Below are 17,821 nucleotides of genomic sequence, written 5' to 3'. Positions count from 1 at the left end.
TTCCGACCCGACTAAGCGCCGGCTCAGGCCGACAGCTTGTCGCGGCCCTTGTTACGGCGGGCGGAAAGGATGGCACGACCGGCACGGGTGCGCATGCGCAGCCGGAAGCCGTGGGTCTTGGCGCGCCGGCGGTTGTTCGGCTGGTAGGTGCGCTTGCTCACGTCAGAACTCCGTCTTCAACTACGTCAGGGGGCATCCGCTGCAAGACGCCACTTTATCAGAGCGCGGCGGAGCAACCGCTCAACCCTACGCAGGGCGGTTGCAGCGGTCAACCATATCCTGGATCGGCACGCCGACATGCGGGAACCCGGAAGGAGCACCAGGTCGTTCCACGCACAAAGTGAATCTTTTCCTGCGAACGAGCGGGCACCGGACGAGACAGCGGTTGTAGTCGCACGGCAGGCGCTGTTAGCGTGCGCGGTTGCTGGTCTTACCCGGTCGTCCGCATACCACGAGGCAGCGGCCAAAACCGGACAAGCAGGTGGATCGTTCGCCACGGTGAGCCTGTTTCAAGCCCGCGCCGCTACAGGCTCCGGTGAATCTGCCGACCATCCGGCCGGGAGCGCCACCGGTATCGCCACGGGTTGTGGATAACCTGTGGATAGCCGGTGGCGCCGTGCGTGTTCAGCGCGTTGACTGTGCTGGGTTGGGGGAGCCGATCGGTTTGCCTGCACGGGCGCCGACAGGCACAGAGGAAGGCCGGACACAAGGTCACCGGGGGTCGGTGGCGATGGGGGTGGCGCTGCGGTGGCCGATCAGGTCGACCTGGGCATGCTGTGGCAGGACACGCTCAGCGAACTGTCCGAGGAGATCGCTTCCCGGCAGCAGCGTGCCTATCTCCGGTTCACCCGGCTGCGGGCGATCGTCGAGGACACCGCGCTGTTGTCGGTTCCGGACGCGTACACCCGGGACGTCATCGAGCTCCGCCTGCGCCCGGCGATCACCGAGGCGCTCACCCGGCGGCTGAACCGGCCGATCCAGGTGGCCGTCACGGTCCGCCCGCCGGAGGACGGCACCGGCATGCCCGGCACCGTCTACGGCACCCCGGTCGAGGGCGGGTCCGAGCCGGCGCCCCGCGAGCCGCAGCCGCTGCACTACGCCGACTCCCCCCGCAACCCCGATCCCCGGCCCTATCAGCCGGAGCTCCCGGCGTACCCGCCCGAGCCGCCGTACCAGCAGCCCGCTTTCGGGCCGTCGGACCACGCGCCCGAGCCGTACCCCACCGGTTCCGCGCAGCACTCCGCCCCCACCTCGCCATATGTACGGAACGTGCCCAGTGCCCGGGACGGCCAGGAGGCGCTCTTCGCCGACCCGATGCCGCCCGCGCCCCCGGCCAACCGGCCGGCGCCGGCCCGCGCCCCGGAGAAGGATCCGGAACGCGACGTGCCCCCGGCGCCCAACGAGGCGGCCGCGCTGCGGATGCCCGCCGACCCGGCACAGCTCCGTGAGAACCAGCGCCGCCCGGACGACCGCCGCGACGACCCCATGCCGTCCCGCGGTGACAACGGTCCGGGCCGCACTCCGATCGACCTGCGCGGTCCGGGCACGTCCCCGCGCCCCGGCGGCAACGACGGCAACCGGCTCAACCCGAAGTACATGTTCGAGACGTTCGTCATCGGCTCGTCCAACCGGTTCGCGCACGCGGCGTCGGTCGCGGTGGCCGAGTCGCCGGCGAAGGCGTACAACCCGCTCTTCATCTACGGCAGCTCCGGGCTGGGCAAGACCCACCTCCTGCACGCCATCGGTCATTACGCAACCACCCTGGGGCATGCACGCTCCGTGCGCTACGTCTCGACCGAGGAGTTCACCAACGATTTCATCAACAGCCTGCGCGACGACAAGACGCAGGCGTTCCAGCGCCGCTACCGCGACGTCGACATCCTGCTGATCGACGACATTCAGTTCCTGGAGAACCGCGAGCGGACGCAGGAGGAGTTCTTCCACACCTTCAACACGCTGCACAACGCGAACAAACAGATCGTGATCAGCTCGGACCGCTCCCCGCGGCAGCTCGCCACGCTGGAGGACCGGATGCGCACCCGGTTCGAATGGGGCCTGCTCGCCGACATCCAGCCGCCCGACCTGGAGACGCGCATCGCGATCCTGCAGAAGAAGGCCGCGCAGGAGCGCATGTACGCCCCCGACGACGTGCTGGAGTTCATCGCGTCCCGGGTCTCCAACTCGATCCGCGAACTCGAGGGCGCCCTGATCCGGGTGACCGCGTTCGCCAGCCTCACCCGCTCCCCGGTCCAGCTCTCGCTGGCCGAGGAGGTGCTGCGCGACTTCATGCCGGACGGCGCCGGCCCGGAGATCACCGCGGACCAGATCATGGTCTCCACCGCTGACTACTTCGGCGTCTCCCTGGAGGACCTGCGCGGACATTCCCGCAGCCGGGTCCTGGTCAACGCCCGCCAGGTCGCCATGTACCTCTGCCGTGAGCTGACCGACCTCTCCCTCCCACGCATCGGCCAGGCCTTCGGCGGCCGCGACCACACCACGGTCATGCACGCGGACCGCAAGATCCGCCAACACATGGCCGAGCGGCGCTCGCTCTACAACCAGATCGCCGAGCTGACCAACAGGATCAAACAGAACACCTGATTCCGGTACGGGCCGCGCCCGCCACCACCGCATCGCCCTCTCCCGCCGAGCGGCCCCCCGACGCCGCTGCCGCTCCGGACCCCCTCCGGGCCGCCCGCCGTGGCTGAGCTCGGGCCAGCCGCTCCCGCCCGGTCAAGGCCTCACACCACGCTCCGCTCGACCCGCCTCGGCGTCCGCGCTTATCGCCTGCGCGCCACTCGATCACGTCGCCCCGCCGGCGCCGCGCCACGCCTCCGCCGACCGCTCGGTATCGCCTCGCTCAGCGCCTCGTCGTGCCCACCGCGCCGCTCGCCACCGCCCGGTCGCACCTCTGCCATCCCCGTCGCGCCGCCACCGCCCCGTTGTGCCGGCCCTACCGTGCCGCAGGCGGCCTGATCAGGAAAAACCGAGGTTTCCCACAGGCGCCCACGCGCGTCGCACAGGGATCGCCCCGCGGATGCCCACAGGCCCGCACCTCGCCCGACCGCGTCAACAGCCCGTCTCCGGGTTTCCCACAGAAATCCAAAGTTCCCCACAGGCACCTGACAACGGGATTGACCTGCAACGACGGAGAACCCACACAGTTATCCACCGCTTTTACACGGGGTTGTCCACAGATCTGTCCCCAGAATCCGGCCGGACCTGGTTAAATCGATGCCCTTCCATGTCAACTTTTTAGGGCGGCCAGAGCAAAGTTGTCAACGCCAGAACGGGTACGTTTCGTGCCAACGTTTTCCACACTTGTCCACAGGAATCCACAGGCGTTATCCCCAGTCGGTGGACAACGCTCACCCCGTTCACCACAGATGTGGACAACTCCTGGGGAAATCGATGTGGACAGACACGGAGCGTTAGACAGTTAGTCAACTGCCTGTGGACGGGTGTGGATTACCTGTTGAAGGATCTGTGGACGACGGGATGCCGGCGGCCCGACCGTCATCCACAGGACGGGGACAAACCCAGTGGATTACCGGTGGATAGCCGGTGGACAACGGTGGATAACCCGTGTGGAAGTCCTTCGCTGTGGACACAGACCCCCGGTTATACCCGGGTTTCCCACAGGTCATTCACCGGTGGATAAGCTTCTCACCAGCCAAAACGCAAGTTCTCCACAGAGTGCACAGGGCCTACGAAGACGACTAGTTATTTCTCTAATAGGAGTCAAAAGGCAATCATCACGCTGTGGAAGGGCTGGAGGCTCGGCCTCCAGGCCGCTGGTGCGAGAGCACTTGGCACCGAGCGGGATCGGTGCCAGGCTTCAGCACCGCTGAGCCCGGCGCCCCGTCGAGGGACCACCGGGAAGAGACGGGGGACAGATCCCGCCGATGCCTCCGGGCACCGGCCCCTCGTTGAGACAGTCAGGCCCGGAGATGTGACAGACCTCCGGACCGGCCCATCGGCGACGGGTCGCGGAATTCAGTCGGAAGAGCGTCAACACCGGCAGGTGGCGGCCCTTCGCTTCCGGAGCCGGGCAAGGCAAGGTAGGTCAGTGCCGTGCGGCGAGCCGGCCCGCTGCCGCGCACCGCCCGCCGCACCCGGGGTCGGGCACACGTGAACACCGTCAGCGCCATAGAGTTTCAGTGGGCTCCTACGCCCCGTAGAGGAAGCATCGCGGAGGACAGCATGAAGTTCCGGGTGGAGCGAGACTCGCTCGCCGACGCCGTGGCGTGGACAGCCAAGAGCCTGCCCAGCCGGCCGTCAGTGCCGGTGCTCGCCGGTGTCCTGCTGCGAGTGACAGACGGCCGCCTGCAGGTCTCCGGGTTCGACTACGAGGTCTCCAGCCAGGTCTCCGTCGAGGTGCAGGCCGACGCCGACGGCGCCGCCCTGGTCTCCGGGCGCCTGCTCGCCGAGATCACCAAGGCGCTGCCCGGCAAGCCCGTCGACATCGCCGCCGTCGGCGCGCACCTGGAGCTGGTCTGCGGCAGCGCGCGTTTCACCCTGCCCACGATGCCGGTGGAGGACTATCCGACCCTGCCGGACATGCCGTCCAGCGCGGGCACCGTCGACGCCGCCACGTTCGCCTCAGCGGTCTCGCAGGTGGCCATCGCCGCCGGCCGGGACGAGACGCTGCCGATGATGACCGGCGTCCGCCTGGAGCTGAACGGCACGACCATGGCGATGCTGGCCACCGACCGGTACAGGCTGGCCATGCGCGAGATCGAGTGGAACCCGGACGACCCGGACATCAGCCTGAACGCGCTGGTCCCGGCGAAGACGCTGAACGACACGGCGAAGGCGCTGGGCCCGCTGGGCGGCTCGGTCACCCTGGCGCTGGCCCAGGGCAACGCCGGCGAGGGCATGATCGGTTTCGCCGGCGGCACCCGGCGCACCACCAGCCGCCTGCTCGACGGCGCCAACTATCCGCCGGTCCGCTCGCTCTTCCCGGCCTCGCACAACGCCGAGGCACGGGTCGGCGTGGCCGCGCTCGTCGAGGTGGTCCGCCGGGTCGCGCTGGTCGCCGAGCGCACCACCCCGGTGCTGCTCAGCTTCGGCGAGGACGGCCTGGTGGTCGAGGCCGGCACCACCGAGGAGGCGCGCGCCAGCGAGGCCATGGAGGCCGAGTTCACCGGTGAGGCGCTGACCATCGGCTTCAACCCGCAGTATCTGATCGACGGCCTGCAGAACCTCGGCGCCCCCACCGCGGTCCTCTCCTTCGTCGACGCGTTCAAGCCGGCTGTGATCTCCCCCGCTGGCGAAAGTGGCGAAATCATCCCGGGATACCGCTATCTGATCATGCCGATCCGGGTAACGCGCTGATACTGAGCGAGGAACATTCGCACTTCTAGGGGGAACACCATGCAACTCGGCCTGATCGGTCTCGGCCGAATGGGTGGCAACATGCGGGAACGACTGCGTGCCGCGGGCCACGAAGTTGTCGGATTCGACCACAACGCGGACAAGACCGACGTCGCCAACCTGGCCGAGCTGGTGGAGAAGCTGGCCGCTCCGCGCGTCGTCTGGACCATGGTGCCGGCTGGCAAGATCACCGAGGACACCATCGACGAGCTCGCGGGGCTGCTCTCCGAGGGCGACATCATCATCGACGGCGGCAACTCCAAGTTCACCGACGACCAGCCGCGTGCCGACCGGTTGAAGCCGAAGGGCATCCACTACCTGGACGTCGGGGTCTCCGGCGGCATCTGGGGCTTCACCAACGGGTACGCGCTGATGGTCGGCGGCGACGCCGAGATCGTGGAGCACTGCCGGCCGATTTTCGACGCGCTCAAGCCGGCCGGCCAGTTCGGTTTCGCGCACGCCGGCACCCACGGCGCCGGTCACTACGCGAAGATGGTGCACAACGGCATCGAGTACGGCCTGATGCACGCGTACGCCGAGGGCTTCGAGATCCTCGAGGCCTCCGAGCTGGTGGAGAACGTGCCGGCCGTGATCAAGAGCTGGCGGGAGGGCAGCGTCGTCAAGTCGTGGCTGCTCGACCTGCTGGACCGCGCCCTGGACGAGGACCCGAAGCTGGCGAACATCCGGGGCTACGCGGAGGACACCGGCGAGGGCCGGTGGACGGTCGACGAGGCGGTCCGCCTCGCCGTGCCGGCGCACGTCATCTCCGCGTCGCTGTTCGCCCGCTTCGCGTCCCGGCAGGACGACTCGCCGGCGATGAAGGCCGTCGCGGCGCTGCGCAACCAGTTCGGCGGCCACGCCGTCAAGCGCTGATCCATGCATGTACGCCGGGTCGAGCTCGTCGACTTCCGTTCCTACGAGCGGGTGGCTGTCGATCTCGATCCCGGCGTGTCCGTGCTGGTCGGGCAGAACGGCATGGGCAAGACCAACCTCATCGAGGCGCTCGGCTACGTGGCCACACTGGACAGTCACCGGGTGGCCACCGACGCTCCGCTGGTCCGCTTCGGCGCGGCCTCGGCGGTGATCCGGTGCGCAATCGTCCACGATGGCCGCGAGCTGCTGGTCGAGCTGGAGATCGTGCCGGGCCGGGCGAACCGGGCCCGGCTCAACCGGTCGCCGGTGCGGCGCCCGCGCGAGGTGCTCGGCGCGCTGCGGATGGTGCTCTTCGCCCCGGAGGACCTGGAACTGGTCCGCGGTGATCCGTCCGAGCGGCGCCGCTATCTGGACGACCTGCTGGTCGCCCGGCAACCGCGGTATGCCGGGGTGCGCGCCGACTACGACCGGGTGGTCAAGCAGCGCAACGCGTTGCTGCGGACGGCGTACCTGACCCGCAAGGTGGGCGGGACACGCGGCCAGGACCTGTCGACGCTGGCCGTCTGGGATCAGCACCTGGCCCATCACGGGGCGGAGCTGCTGGCCGGCCGGCTGGAGCTGGCGGCGGCCCTGGGACCGCACCTGACCAAGGCGTACGACGCGGTGGCGGCCGGGAAGTCGGCGGCGTCGATCGCGTACGCGTCGCGGCTCGGCGAGGACGTGCCGGCCGACCGTCCGGCCCTCGAGGCGGCGTTGCTGGAGCGGATGCGGGAGCGGCGTCCGGCCGAGATCGAACGCGGCACGACGCTGGTCGGGCCGCACCGGGACGACCTCGCGCTGTCGCTGGGCGAGCTGCCGGCCAAGGGGTACGCGAGCCACGGGGAGTCGTGGTCGTTCGCGCTGGCGCTGCGGCTCGCGGCGTACGACCTGTTGCGGTCGGACGGGATCGAGCCGGTGCTGGTGCTGGACGACGTGTTCGCGGAACTGGACGCCGGGCGGCGTGACCGGCTCGCGGCGCTGGTGTCCGACGCCGCCCAGCTGCTGGTGACGTGCGCGGTGCCGGAGGACGTGCCGGCGGCGCTGCGCGGCGCGCGCTTCGACGTCACCGCCGGGGCGGTGCGTCGTGCGCTCTGACCGCGGAGACCGCCTGTGGATGGTTTGTGGAGAACCACGGGCTTTGCCCGCAATTGCCATCGATGGTACGGACGAGCCGGCGAACGGCACATGATCACGTTGCCGTTCCCGCGGGCTCAGCGCGCCGTGGAGCGGTTCGGGCGGCCCCGCGCCGGGTCGGGTGTAGGTTGGCGGGTCTGGCCGGGCTCGCGCGCCTGTTGACGGGTCGTCAGCCAGCGGGCGGAACCGTGGTTATCCACAGGGGGTGGCGGAATGAGCGGGCCGGACGATCGGCAGTCGCCGGGACCTGACGCGCCACGTGGCGGTCGTGCCGGTGGCGTGAACGCTCGTCGCGCCGGCGGGGACGCCACCGGGAGCGGTGCTCGGTCGAACGCCGCGGGCGTCGGCCCCGCCGGCCGCACGCTCGGTGCCGGCCCCGACGCCGGTGCGGGTGCTGCCGGCGGCGGCGCCGGTCCGAACGCGGGCGGTGCCGACGTGGCCGGAGCCGGGGCGGCCAAGGCTGGGCCGGAGCTGGCCCGCGCCGTGCTGGACGCGGCGCTGGCGAAGCGACGGGAGGCGGCTCGGCAGCCCCGGCGGCGCGGTGGCGCGGGCGGCGGCGAGAAACGGCTGCGCGGGTACTCCGGTCCTGGGCCGGATCCGCGGGATCCCCAGCTGTTCGGGGCGGTGCTGCAGCGCCTGATGAAGGCGCGCGGCTGGGAGCGGCCCACGGCCGAGGCGACCGTGCTCGGCTCGTGGGAGAAGGTGGTCGGGCCGGACGTCGCCGCGCACAGCCGGCCGGTCAAGCTCGACGCCGGGGTGCTCACCGTGGAGGCGGAGTCCACCGCGTGGGCCACTCAGCTGCGGATGCTGACCGGGCAGCTGCTCAAGCAGATCGCCGGCGAGGTGGGGCACAACGTCGTCACCCGGCTGAACATCCACGGCCCGGCGGCGCCGTCGTGGAGCCGTGGCCCGCGCCGGGTCCAGGGCCGTGGCCCGCGCGACACCTACGGCTGAGCCGCTTGGCCTTGCGCGGCATACCTACTGTTGCGGGGCGCCTACAACTGGTTGACCAGGGTGGTCGGTATCCGGGTGTCCCTGGGGGACATATCCGGATCTTTGGCCGCCCGTGCAACCGATCGGCGCCGGCGAGCGTCGTAACGGGCATGGCCCTACGGCGATTGCTGGTACTTCTGCTGCTCGTGCCCGGTGTCATCGCGGCCGCGGCCAGTCCGGCCTGGGCGGCGGCGTCCGGTGGCTCGGTCCGCGACGGGATGCGGTGGTCGCTGTTCCTGGGGGCCGGCGCCGGACTGCTGCTGCTGGTCATCGTCGTCGAGATGTGGTGGCTGGGCCGCGGGCACGACCGTGCGCCGGTGGACTCCGACGCAGGTGACGGACGGTTTGAGCGCAACCACCCACGCACAAAGAAGGGTGCGGCGATCGTTCTGGACGCGCCAGCGGCCAGATCGCCGCGCCCGGCCCCCGCGGGAGCGGCGGCCTGGACCAGAAGCCCACATAGGACATCCGGCTCCTGAATTTGATCCTCAGTTCGGCCGGGGTGACCGGAAACGGCCTGTCAGCGAGCCGCGAAGCCGTGATGGGCGATCCACGGAACCTTCTCAGCAAGCCGCGGAGCGCTGATCAGTAGTCGGCGAAGACGGCGAAGCCGCGCTCCGCGCAGCGGCGGTAGAAACCGGCCAGGACCGCGAGCTCGGTGCGGGCGAAGCTCCAGTGCGGGGCGTTGCCGGCGTCGTCGCGCAGCGCCGCCAGCCGATGGTCGAGCCAGCGCAGCTGCTGCTCGGCGAGGCGGCCGCCGGCGATCGCGGTGCGCATCACCTCGGCCACCGTGTCGAAGGTGACCAGGTCGCCGAACTTGTCGTGGCCCTCGACGAAGCGCTCCAAACCGCCGGCGATCCAGGCGCAGCCGTCCGGGTCGATCACCGGGTCCTCGTCCTCGGCGGCGGCGTCGGTGGCGTAGAGCACACCTTCCAGGCCGAGCAACAGGTCGACCAGCTCCGTGTACGCCGTGGCGCGGACCGTGCCGGTCTTGGCGATGTGCAGCGCGAGCGCACCGGTGGGCGCGGCGATCTCCGGGGCGTCGGCGATCGCGCCGAAGTCGACGAACTCGGCGGGAGCCACCGGGTCGTAGTACTGGTTCGTCCGCGGCCAGTGCACCGCGACGTTGTCCAGGCCCTTGTCGTGCGCCATCGGGGCAACCCTTCCTCGACCTGACCATGCGGTCCGTTCGGCCATGCACGGCCCGCGCGGGCGAGGTTACGACACCGGCGCCTGCCGTTGACAGGCAGTGTGGCAGTGAGTGCGGGCCGGGTCCGGCAGGCGCGCCCGGCCACAGCGTTTGCCGTTGTGCGGGACGAAGGTTCCGTGTGGGGGGAGACGTGGGAGGCAGGCTGAATCGCGCTATGGAAGCCTCAGGCCCCCGGAAGGGGTGCCGCACCCTCGCCAACTCGCTTCAGCGGAGTAGAATCGACAGCGACCGGGAAAACTGTGCTTGACGGTGGCGGGGCTGTTACACGCAGCCACCTTCGTCACGCTACGCGGTTTTTCCAGCCGATCACGATCCGCGGGTTGTCCGCGGCGACCGGCGTGCACGGCTCCACCGGTGGTCCGCTGCTTCCGCGGTGTCATCAACCGGTGCATCGTGCGCGCCGATCGCTGCTTGACGCTCGCCAACCCCGTGCGGGGCCTCACCGGGTCCAGTGCGAGAAAGCGGCCGAGGGTGGCAGAGAACAATCAGGAGTACGGTGCCGATTCCATCACTGTGCTCGAAGGCCTTGAAGCGGTTCGCAAGCGTCCCGGCATGTACATCGGCTCGACCGGCGAGCGCGGCCTGCACCACCTGATCTGGGAGGTGGTGGACAACGCCGTCGACGAGGCGCTCGCAGGGTACTGCGACACCATCGACGTGGTCCTGCTGGCCGACGGCGGGGTCTCGGTCACCGACAACGGCCGTGGCTTCCCGGTCGACCTGCACCCCAAGCTGAAGAAGCCGGGCGTCGAGGTGGCGCTGACCGTGCTGCACGCCGGTGGCAAGTTCGACAACCAGGCCTACAAGGTCTCCGGTGGTCTGCACGGCGTCGGCGTGTCCGTGGTGAACGCCCTCTCCACCAGGATGGCGGTGGAGATCCACAAGAACGGCTTCGTCTGGCGGCAGAAGTACAACGCCTCCGTCCCCGACGAGCTGATCAAGGGCGAGACCACCGACCACACCGGGTCGACCGTCCAGTTCTGGCCGGACCCGGCCATCTTCGAGACGGTGGAGTTCGACTTCCAGACGATCTACCGCCGGCTCCAGGAGATGGCGTTCCTGAACCGCGCCCTCACCATCAACTTCACCGACGCCCGCCCCGACCAGGTGGACGAGAACGGTGAGCCCCGCAAGGTCACCTTCATGTACGCGGGCGGCATCTCGGACTTCGTGCGGCACCTCAACGCCACCAAGAGCGCGATCCACAAGACGGTGATCGAGTTCGGCGCCGAGGACAACGAGGCCGGCATGGGCGTCGAGATCGCCATGCAGTGGAACGAGTCCTACGGCGAGTCGGTCTACACCTTCGCCAACCGGATCAACACCCACGAGGGCGGCACCCACGAGGAGGGTTTCCGCGCCGCGCTGACCAGCATCGTGAACCGGTACGGCATCGAGAAGAAGTTCCTCAAGGGCGACCAGAAACTGTCCGGTGAGGACATCCGTGAAGGGCTCGCCGCGATCATCTCGGTGACCCTGCGCGAGCCGCAGTTCGAGGGCCAGACCAAGACCAAGCTCGGCAACACCGACATGAAGAGCTTCGTCCAGCGGGTCGCGAACGAGCAGCTCGCCGACTGGTTCGACAGGAACCCGGCCGACGCCAAGCTGATCATCACCAAGGCCGACCAGGCCGCCCGCGCCCGGATCGCCGCGCAGCAGGCACGCAAGCTGGCCCGGCGCAAGTCGCTGCTGGAGTCCGGCTCGATGCCGGGCAAGCTGGCCGACTGCCAGTCCACCGACCCGCGCGAGACCGAGCTGTTCATCGTCGAGGGCGACTCGGCCGGCGGCTCGGCCAAGCAGGGCCGGCAGAGCAAGTACCAGGCGATCCTGCCGATCCGGGGCAAGATCCTGAACGTGGAGAAGGCCCGGATCGACCGGGTGCTGAAGAACAACGAGGTCCAGTCGCTGATCACCGCGATGGGCACCGGCATCCACGACGAGTTCGACATCGGCAAGCTGCGGTATCACAAGATCATCCTGATGGCCGACGCCGACGTCGACGGCCAGCACATCCAGACGTTGCTGCTCACCCTGCTGTTCCGCTTCATGCGGCCGCTGGTCGAGCAGGGCCACGTCTACCTGGCCGCCCCGCCGCTTTACAAGATCAAGTGGAACAAGCGCGGTGACGACGCGCAGTACGCGTACTCCGACCGTGAGCGGGACGGGCTGATCGCGCTGCGGCAGCAGAAGAAGCCGAACGCGAAGCCGGACGACATCCAGCGGTTCAAGGGTCTCGGCGAGATGAACTTCCACGAGCTGTGGGACACCACGATGGACCCGGAGACCCGGACCCTGCGTCAGGTCACCCTCGACGACGCGGCCGTGGCCGACGAGCTGTTCAGCGTGCTGATGGGTGAGGACGTCGAGGCCCGGCGCTCGTTCATCCAGCGCAATGCGAAGGACGTCCGGTTCCTCGACATCTGATGACCGGCAGGTGGTCACGTGTCCACAGAGCTGGGCCTCTTTCCACAACGTTATCCACAGCATTTCGCGGGCCTTTGGCCGAATTTGTCTGGCTTCACCTTGAGTAAGGGTTAACAGTGACTGACATTCCCGAACCCCCTGACGGCGACGCGATTCCGGAGGAGACCGGTGGCGGCGTGAGCCAGCGCGTCGAGCCGGTGGGTCTCGAGGTCGAGATGCAGCGCTCGTACCTCGACTACGCGATGAGCGTGATCGTCGGCCGCGCCCTGCCCGACGTGCGGGACGGCCTGAAGCCGGTGCACCGCAAGATCCTTTACGCGATGTACGACTCCGGATTCCGGCCCGACCGTGGGTACGTGAAGTGCGCGCGCGTGGTCGGCGACGTGATGGGCAACTACCACCCGCACGGCGACTCGTCGATCTACGACGCCCTGGTCCGGATGGGCCAGCAGTGGTCGCTGCGGTACCCGCTGATCGACGGCAACGGCAACTTCGGCTCGCCGGGCAACGATCCGCCGGCCGCCATGCGGTACACCGAGTCGAAGCTGTCCCCGCTGGCGATGGAGATGCTGCGGGACATCGACGAGGACACCGTCGACATGCAGGACAACTACGACGGCCGCACCAGAGAGCCGACGATCCTGCCGGCCCGCTTCCCGAACCTGCTGGTCAACGGCTCCGAGGGCATCGCGGTCGGGATGGCGACCAAGATCCCGCCGCACAATCTGCGGGAGATCGGGGCCGCCGTCCAGTGGTGTCTGGACAACATCGACGCGGACGAGGCGACCACCCTCGAAGCGTTGCTCGAGATCGTCAAGGGACCGGACTTCCCCACCTACGGCCTGATCGTCGGGCAGCAGGCGATCCAGGACGCGTACCGGACCGGTCGTGGCTCGATCCGGATGCGCGCGGTGGTCGAGGTCGAGGAGGACCAGCGGGGTCGGCCGTGCCTCGTGGTGACCGAGCTGCCGTACCAGGTGAACCCGGACAACCTCGCCGAGCGGGTCGCGGAGCTGGTCAAGGAGGGCAAGCTCACCGGCATCGCGGACATCCGCGACGAGTCGTCCGGCCGCACCGGCATGCGGCTGATCCTGGTGCTCAAGCGCGACGCGGTCGCCAAGGTGGTGCTGAACAACCTCTACAAGCACACCCAGCTTCAGGAGACGTTCGGCGCCAACATGCTGGCGCTGGTCGACGGTGTGCCGCGCACGCTGAACCTGGCCCAGTTCATCAGGTACTACGTCGAGCACCAGATCGAAGTCATCCGCCGGCGGACCGCGTACCGCCTGCGCAAGGCCGAGGAGCGGGCGCACATCCTGCGCGGTCTGGCCAAGGCGCTGGACATGCTCGACGAGGTGATCGCTCTGATCCGGCGTTCGCCCACGGTCGAGGACTCGCGCCAGGGCCTGATGACGCTGCTCGACGTCGACGAGATCCAGGCCACCGCGATCCTGGACATGCAGCTGCGCCGCCTGGCCGCCCTGGAGCGGCAGCGGATCGTCGACGAGCTGGCGAAGATCGAGCTGGAGATCGCCGACTTCAAGGACATCCTGGCGAAGCCGGAGCGGCAGCGGGCGATCATCTCCGAGGAGCTCGGCGAGATCGTGCAGAAGTTCGGGGACGACCGGCGGACCCAGATCATCCCGTTCGACGGCGAGGTCTCCATGGAGGACCTCATCGCGCGCGAGGACGTTGTGGTAACCATCACACGGACTGGTTACGCCAAGCGCACGAAGGTCGACATGTATCGATCGCAGAAGCGCGGCGGCAAGGGCGTGAGCGGTGCGACCCTGCGTCAGGACGACATCGTCTCGCACTTCTTCGTGATCTCGACGCACGACTGGATGCTGTTCTTCACGAACAAGGGCCGGGTGTATCGGGCGAAGGCCTACGAACTGCCCGAGGCGAACCGGGTGGCGAAGGGCCAGCACGTCGCCAACCTGCTGGCCTTCCAGCCGGACGAGCACATCGCGCAGGTCATCCAGATCCCGAATTACCAGGTCGCGCCCCACCTTGTGCTCGCCACTAAGAATGGTCTGGTGAAGAAGACCCGCCTGGACGAATTTGACTCCAACCGCAGCGGTGGCATTATCGCCATCAACCTGCGGGAGGATGACGAATTGGTGGGCGCGGCTCTGGTGGCCCCGGAGGACGACCTCCTCCTCGTGTCCAAGCACGCCCAGGCCATCCGCTTCAACGCGACGGACGAGGCGCTGCGGCCGATGGGACGGGCGACGTCCGGTGTGATCGGCATGCGTTTCGGCGACAACGACGAGCTCCTCGCCATGGAGGTGGTTCGCGAGGGCATGGATGTGTTGGTTGCCACCGACGGTGGGTATGCGAAGCGGACGCCGATCGAGGAGTATCCGGTACAGGGGCGCGGCGGCAAGGGGGTGCTCACCGCGAAGATCACTGAACGTCGTGGTGGACTTGTCGGCGCTCTGGTGATCAGCCCGGAGGATGAACTGTTTGCCATCACCAGCAATGGTGGTGTCATCCGGACTCCCGTGAAGCCTGTACGGCGCACACGGGATCGGAACACAATGGGGGTCAAGCTGATGGACCTCCCAGAAGGTGTAACCATCGTGGCGCTTGCTCGCAATGCCGACGAGCCTGACGAACAGGACTAGTTGATGCCGGAGACACAGGCGAAGTCGGGGGGCCCCGGGACCTCAGCGACTCCGGACGATGCGGCGAAGAAGGACGGCGCCGCGTCGGCTGGACGCGAGTCCGCTGGGCGCGCCGCTGTCCCCGCCGATGCCCCGTCCCCGCCGAAGTTCACCAGGGCGCCGGGCATGGCCCCGCCGCCCGGTGAACCCGCTGCCGGAACGGACGCCGACGCCAAACGGCAGTCCGGCGGTCCCGCCGTGGCCAAGGCCTCCGCGGCCGTTCCGGTCGTGACCAAGGGCAAGGGCGCCGCGCCCGGGACCGCCTCGTCGCGTCCCGCGAGCACGCCCGGCAGCACCACGGGCGCCACGCGCCCGGCCGGTGCGGCCACGCCCACGGTGACGCCGCCCGGCACCAAACAGCGCACCGCGCCGGCCTCCGGGTCGGCCACCGCGCCGGCCGGTCCTGGCGGGACCTCCGCGGTCGGGGCCGCCCGCGTCTCCGAGGCGGTTCGCTCGGCCCGCTCCACGGTCACCTCGGCCGCTGCGCGTGGCCCGCGGCGGGCCCGGCTGAACCTCAAGCGGATCGACCCGTGGTCCGTGATGAAGTTCGCGTTCGCGGTCTCGATCGTGCTCTTCATCGTGGTGGTCGTCGCGACCTCGGTGCTCTACCTGGCACTGGACACCATGGGTGTGTGGACCTCGGTCAACGACAGCCTGAAGGAACTGGTCAGCGCGAGCGGTGGCACCGACAACTCGGCCGGCTTCCGGATCACCGCGTGGGGCGTCATCGGCACCTCGATGTTGATCGGCGCGGTAAACGTCGTGCTGTTCACGGCGCTGGCAACGCTCGGGGCGTTCATCTACAACGTCTGCGCCGACCTGGTCGGCGGCATCGAGCTGACCCTCGCGGAGCGGGACTGATCTCGCTGACCGGGTTGTGAGCCACCCCCGCTTTGGTGGCTCACAACCCGGTACGGTAATGTTCTGTCCGCAGGTGAGGGGCTATAGCTCAGTCGGTTAGAGCGCAGAGCTGATAACTCTGAGGTCGATGGTTCGATTCCATCTAGCCCCACGAGCGATCGGGCGGTCCCGGTCCGCCACAAGAGCGGATCATGGATCGCCCGTTATGCTTATAACCCTTTGTGCGTCCGCATTCCCGGAGTGGGGTAACCGATGCTGAAGAAGCTCCTCGTCGTGGCGGCTGTCGTCGGCGCCGCCGCGCTGGTGGTGAAGAAGGTCAAGGCTTCCAGCGACGAGCGCGCGCTGTGGCACGAGGCGACGACCGCTCCCGACCTGCGCTGAGGCGCAGTCCGGGGCCTTAGCTCAACTGGCAGAGCACCGCCTTTGCAAGGCGGGGGTTAGGGGTTCAAGTCCCCTAGGCTCCACGGACGAAGAAGCCCGCATCCTTCCCGGATGCGGGCTTCGATTCTTTTCCGGTGGTACGAGTCCTGCTCCGTCACCTCGCTCCGATCACCCGGCACCTGAATCACCGGCACCTGAATCACCGCCGTCTGGGTCACCGGCACCTGGGTCACCGGCATCGGAGTCAGTGGCGCCTGGGTCATCGTTGCCTGGGCCGTCGTCGCCTGGGGTCGCGACGTGCTCGCCCGGGTTCTGACCCTCAGAGCGCGAGCGCCGATACGCAGTCCGATCAGGACATCCAATCGGAGACTTCGGCTTCGCGTGAGTACGACTCCATTGTGATCTGCCGGCTCGGTGAGACGGTGGCTTCTGGCGGGGCGACACCACCGGCGCCGGGCCACGACCGGCCCTCCCGTTCTCCGCGCACAGGTGGCCCCCCCGTCCGGACGTGACGGATGCCACCAAGATGGCGATCACGGACATCGGGGAGCGGGGTGGGATCAAGCTCACCGGGACGTTGCTGGAGCGCCGCAGGTCATCGTTTCCGAAGGCGTAGGTACGCATTTGCCCGATCCGGGGCTGCCAGTTATCCACAGAGGAATGATGTAGGCCTGCGCGCGCGCATCCCGGCGGTTAGCCTGCGACTCGTGAGCGAACGAAGACGGGCCGCCGCCGTGATCGTGCGGGACGGCCGTGTGCTTATGGTGCACGAACGCAGCCGCCGGTCCGGTGGCGGCGAGTGGTGGACCTTGCCCGGGGGTGGGCTGCAGCCCGGTGAGACGGCCGAGGAGGCCGTGCGCCGCGAGGTCTTCGAGGAGACCGGGCTGGTGGTCAGTGAGCTGCGGTATGTGCTGGAGATGCCGTATCCGTCGGGGATGACGTCGGTCTTCGCGGTGTCGGTGGCCGACGGGGAGCCACGGGTCGGGCGCGATGACGGGTCCGGGCCGGAGCCGCTCGGGTTGGACTGGTTGCCGGTGCCGGAGCTGCCGATCGAGACGAGCGGGGTGCCGGTGCCGCCGCTGATGGTGGTGTTGCCGACGATGGCCGCACCGGTCGCATCGACCTCCTCGGGCGGGACGTCCCCGGGTGGGGCTTCCCCGGGCAGCGCTTCTTCGGCTTCCGCGGCCGGCTCTTCCGGTTCGTCTCGGGGTTCGTCCGCCGGGTCTCGGCCTGCGTCCGGGTCTCGGCCTGCGTCGTCGGGAGAGGCTCCGTCGGCGGCCCGCACTGCTGGCTCCTCTCGGGGTTCGTCCGCCGGGTCTCGGCCGGCTTCCCCTGCCAGGCCGTCCTCCGCCCGGGCTTCCCTCGCGGCCCGTCAGACCCGGGACGACTCGGTCATCGACGGAGTGGGTGGGAGGACGACGGAGGCGGCTCGGCGGCGTTCGACGACGAAGTAGGCGCATGCCGTGGCGTAGCTGGCGGTCAGCAGGAGGGCGAGGACCCGGACCGGTGAGGAGGGGAAGGGGAAGGCCGCGATCGTCAGCGAGACGACCGCCCAGCCGGCCAGGAGCGCGATGTTGATCAGGTCGGGCCGGCCCCAGCGTCCGTTGCTGCGGCGGTGGGCCTGGCGGCGGATCTCGACGGTGAAGGCGTGTGCCATGCCGAGGGCCAGCAGGCCCAGCAGAACCGTGGCGAAGACGGAGTGGTGACCGCCGCCTACCGCGGCCATGGCGGTGGCGCCGGTCATCAACGCCAGCCCGCTCACCGTTCCGACGCGTGCCGTCCTGCGTTCCTGCGTGACCTCGTCCTCCCTCACGTTCTCAGACATTCGGCATGATCCGCCAAAACCTGAGCCCAGCCCGGC

General features: G+C 69.0%; 14 protein-coding genes and 2 tRNA genes. 13 read left to right on the top strand and 3 right to left on the bottom strand.

Annotated elements, in window-relative coordinates; all coding sequences use genetic code 11:
* Positions 1-23: 23 nt before the first annotated feature.
* Positions 24-161: a 50S ribosomal protein L34 gene (gene rpmH / locus Asi03nite_RS31625; protein ID WP_203684171.1), complete on the bottom strand. Its 138-nt coding sequence runs from the start codon at positions 159-161 to the stop codon at positions 24-26.
* A 610-nt stretch (positions 162-771) separates the two neighbouring features.
* Between rpmH and dnaA the strand changes: the two genes are divergently transcribed.
* The 6 genes from dnaA (at position 772) to Asi03nite_RS31595 (ending at position 8,894) form a co-directional block, all read left to right on the top strand.
* Positions 772-2,601, top strand: coding sequence for a chromosomal replication initiator protein DnaA (dnaA, locus tag Asi03nite_RS31620; protein WP_239103062.1), 1,830 nt, complete (start codon positions 772-774; stop codon positions 2,599-2,601).
* Between the two features lie 1,602 nt (positions 2,602-4,203).
* On the top strand, positions 4,204-5,337 hold the full coding sequence (gene dnaN, locus Asi03nite_RS31615) for a DNA polymerase III subunit beta (protein WP_203684169.1): 1,134 nt from the start codon (positions 4,204-4,206) through the stop codon (positions 5,335-5,337).
* Between the two features lie 39 nt (positions 5,338-5,376).
* Entirely contained in the window at positions 5,377-6,249 is an 873-nt protein-coding gene (gnd, locus tag Asi03nite_RS31610) for a phosphogluconate dehydrogenase (NAD(+)-dependent, decarboxylating) (protein ID WP_203684168.1), read from the top strand.
* Between the two features lie 3 nt (positions 6,250-6,252).
* On the top strand, positions 6,253-7,383 hold the full coding sequence (gene recF / locus Asi03nite_RS31605; RefSeq protein WP_203684167.1) for a DNA replication/repair protein RecF: 1,131 nt from the start codon (positions 6,253-6,255) through the stop codon (positions 7,381-7,383).
* Between the two features lie 474 nt (positions 7,384-7,857).
* Positions 7,858-8,376 carry a DciA family protein gene (locus tag Asi03nite_RS31600; RefSeq protein ID WP_203684197.1) on the top strand — a complete coding sequence of 173 codons (519 nt, stop codon included), beginning with the start codon at positions 7,858-7,860 and terminating at the stop codon, positions 8,374-8,376.
* 149 nt (positions 8,377-8,525) lie between these two features.
* Complete coding sequence (locus tag Asi03nite_RS31595; protein WP_203684166.1) at positions 8,526-8,894, top strand: hypothetical protein; 369 nt, start codon at positions 8,526-8,528, stop codon at positions 8,892-8,894.
* 106 nt (positions 8,895-9,000) lie between these two features.
* Here the strand turns inward: Asi03nite_RS31595 and Asi03nite_RS31590 are convergent, their stop codons facing one another.
* Entirely contained in the window at positions 9,001-9,567 is a 567-nt protein-coding gene (locus Asi03nite_RS31590) for a hypothetical protein (protein ID WP_203684165.1), read from the bottom strand.
* A 529-nt stretch (positions 9,568-10,096) separates the two neighbouring features.
* Here Asi03nite_RS31590 and gyrB point away from each other — a divergent pair.
* From gyrB to Asi03nite_RS38655, 7 genes are all read left to right on the top strand, one after another.
* Positions 10,097-12,049, top strand: coding sequence for a DNA topoisomerase (ATP-hydrolyzing) subunit B (gene gyrB / locus Asi03nite_RS31585; RefSeq protein WP_203684164.1), 1,953 nt, complete (start codon positions 10,097-10,099; stop codon positions 12,047-12,049).
* Positions 12,050-12,165: 116 nt separating this feature from the next.
* Entirely contained in the window at positions 12,166-14,679 is a 2,514-nt protein-coding gene (gene gyrA, locus Asi03nite_RS31580) for a DNA gyrase subunit A (protein ID WP_203684163.1), read from the top strand.
* Positions 14,680-14,682: 3 nt separating this feature from the next.
* A complete protein-coding gene (locus Asi03nite_RS31575; protein WP_203684162.1) occupies positions 14,683-15,579 on the top strand; it encodes a DUF3566 domain-containing protein in 897 nt (298 codons plus the stop codon).
* A 77-nt stretch (positions 15,580-15,656) separates the two neighbouring features.
* A tRNA-Ile gene (locus tag Asi03nite_RS31570) sits at positions 15,657-15,730 on the top strand.
* A 101-nt stretch (positions 15,731-15,831) separates the two neighbouring features.
* Positions 15,832-15,960, top strand: a complete 129-nt coding sequence (locus tag Asi03nite_RS38170) for a DLW-39 family protein (RefSeq protein WP_221501918.1) — start codon at positions 15,832-15,834, stop codon at positions 15,958-15,960.
* A 10-nt stretch (positions 15,961-15,970) separates the two neighbouring features.
* Positions 15,971-16,043, top strand: a tRNA-Ala gene (locus Asi03nite_RS31565).
* Between the two features lie 432 nt (positions 16,044-16,475).
* The gene (locus Asi03nite_RS38655) at positions 16,476-17,414 is read left to right on the top strand and encodes an NUDIX domain-containing protein (RefSeq protein WP_275409510.1); all 939 of its coding nucleotides are present in this window, start codon (positions 16,476-16,478) and stop codon (positions 17,412-17,414) included.
* On the opposite strand, the gene Asi03nite_RS31555 is transcribed toward Asi03nite_RS38655, so the two are convergent.
* Positions 17,333-17,785 (bottom strand): hypothetical protein, encoded by a 453-nt coding sequence (locus Asi03nite_RS31555; protein ID WP_203684161.1) that lies wholly within the window; start codon positions 17,783-17,785, stop codon positions 17,333-17,335. The genes Asi03nite_RS38655 and Asi03nite_RS31555 overlap by 82 nt on opposite strands.
* Positions 17,786-17,821 lie beyond the last annotated feature (36 nt).

This window comes from Actinoplanes siamensis, assembly GCF_016862395.1.
Taxonomy (GTDB): domain Bacteria; phylum Actinomycetota; class Actinomycetes; order Mycobacteriales; family Micromonosporaceae; genus Actinoplanes; species Actinoplanes siamensis.
Note: the sequence above shows the minus strand (reverse complement) of the source record. Positions and strands in the feature narration are given on the sequence as shown.

What these genes read in the sequence shown, in the direction of transcription:
- dnaA (WP_239103062.1), top strand. Translation starts at nt 772, where the DNA reads ATGCTGTGGCAGGACACGCTCAGCGAACTGTCCGAGGAGATCGCTTCC.
- dnaN (WP_203684169.1), top strand. Translation starts at nt 4,204, where the DNA reads ATGAAGTTCCGGGTGGAGCGAGACTCGCTCGCCGACGCCGTGGCGTGG.
- gnd (WP_203684168.1), top strand. Translation starts at nt 5,377, where the DNA reads ATGCAACTCGGCCTGATCGGTCTCGGCCGAATGGGTGGCAACATGCGG.
- recF (WP_203684167.1), top strand. Translation starts at nt 6,253, where the DNA reads ATGCATGTACGCCGGGTCGAGCTCGTCGACTTCCGTTCCTACGAGCGG.
- Asi03nite_RS31595 (WP_203684166.1), top strand. Translation starts at nt 8,526, where the DNA reads ATGGCCCTACGGCGATTGCTGGTACTTCTGCTGCTCGTGCCCGGTGTC.
- Asi03nite_RS31590 (WP_203684165.1), bottom strand. Translation starts at nt 9,567, where the DNA reads ATGGCGCACGACAAGGGCCTGGACAACGTCGCGGTGCACTGGCCGCGG.
- Asi03nite_RS31575 (WP_203684162.1), top strand. Translation starts at nt 14,683, where the DNA reads ATGCCGGAGACACAGGCGAAGTCGGGGGGCCCCGGGACCTCAGCGACT.
- Asi03nite_RS38170 (WP_221501918.1), top strand. Translation starts at nt 15,832, where the DNA reads ATGCTGAAGAAGCTCCTCGTCGTGGCGGCTGTCGTCGGCGCCGCCGCG.
- Asi03nite_RS38655 (WP_275409510.1), top strand. Translation starts at nt 16,476, where the DNA reads ATGCCACCAAGATGGCGATCACGGACATCGGGGAGCGGGGTGGGATCA.
- Asi03nite_RS31555 (WP_203684161.1), bottom strand. Translation starts at nt 17,785, where the DNA reads ATGTCTGAGAACGTGAGGGAGGACGAGGTCACGCAGGAACGCAGGACG.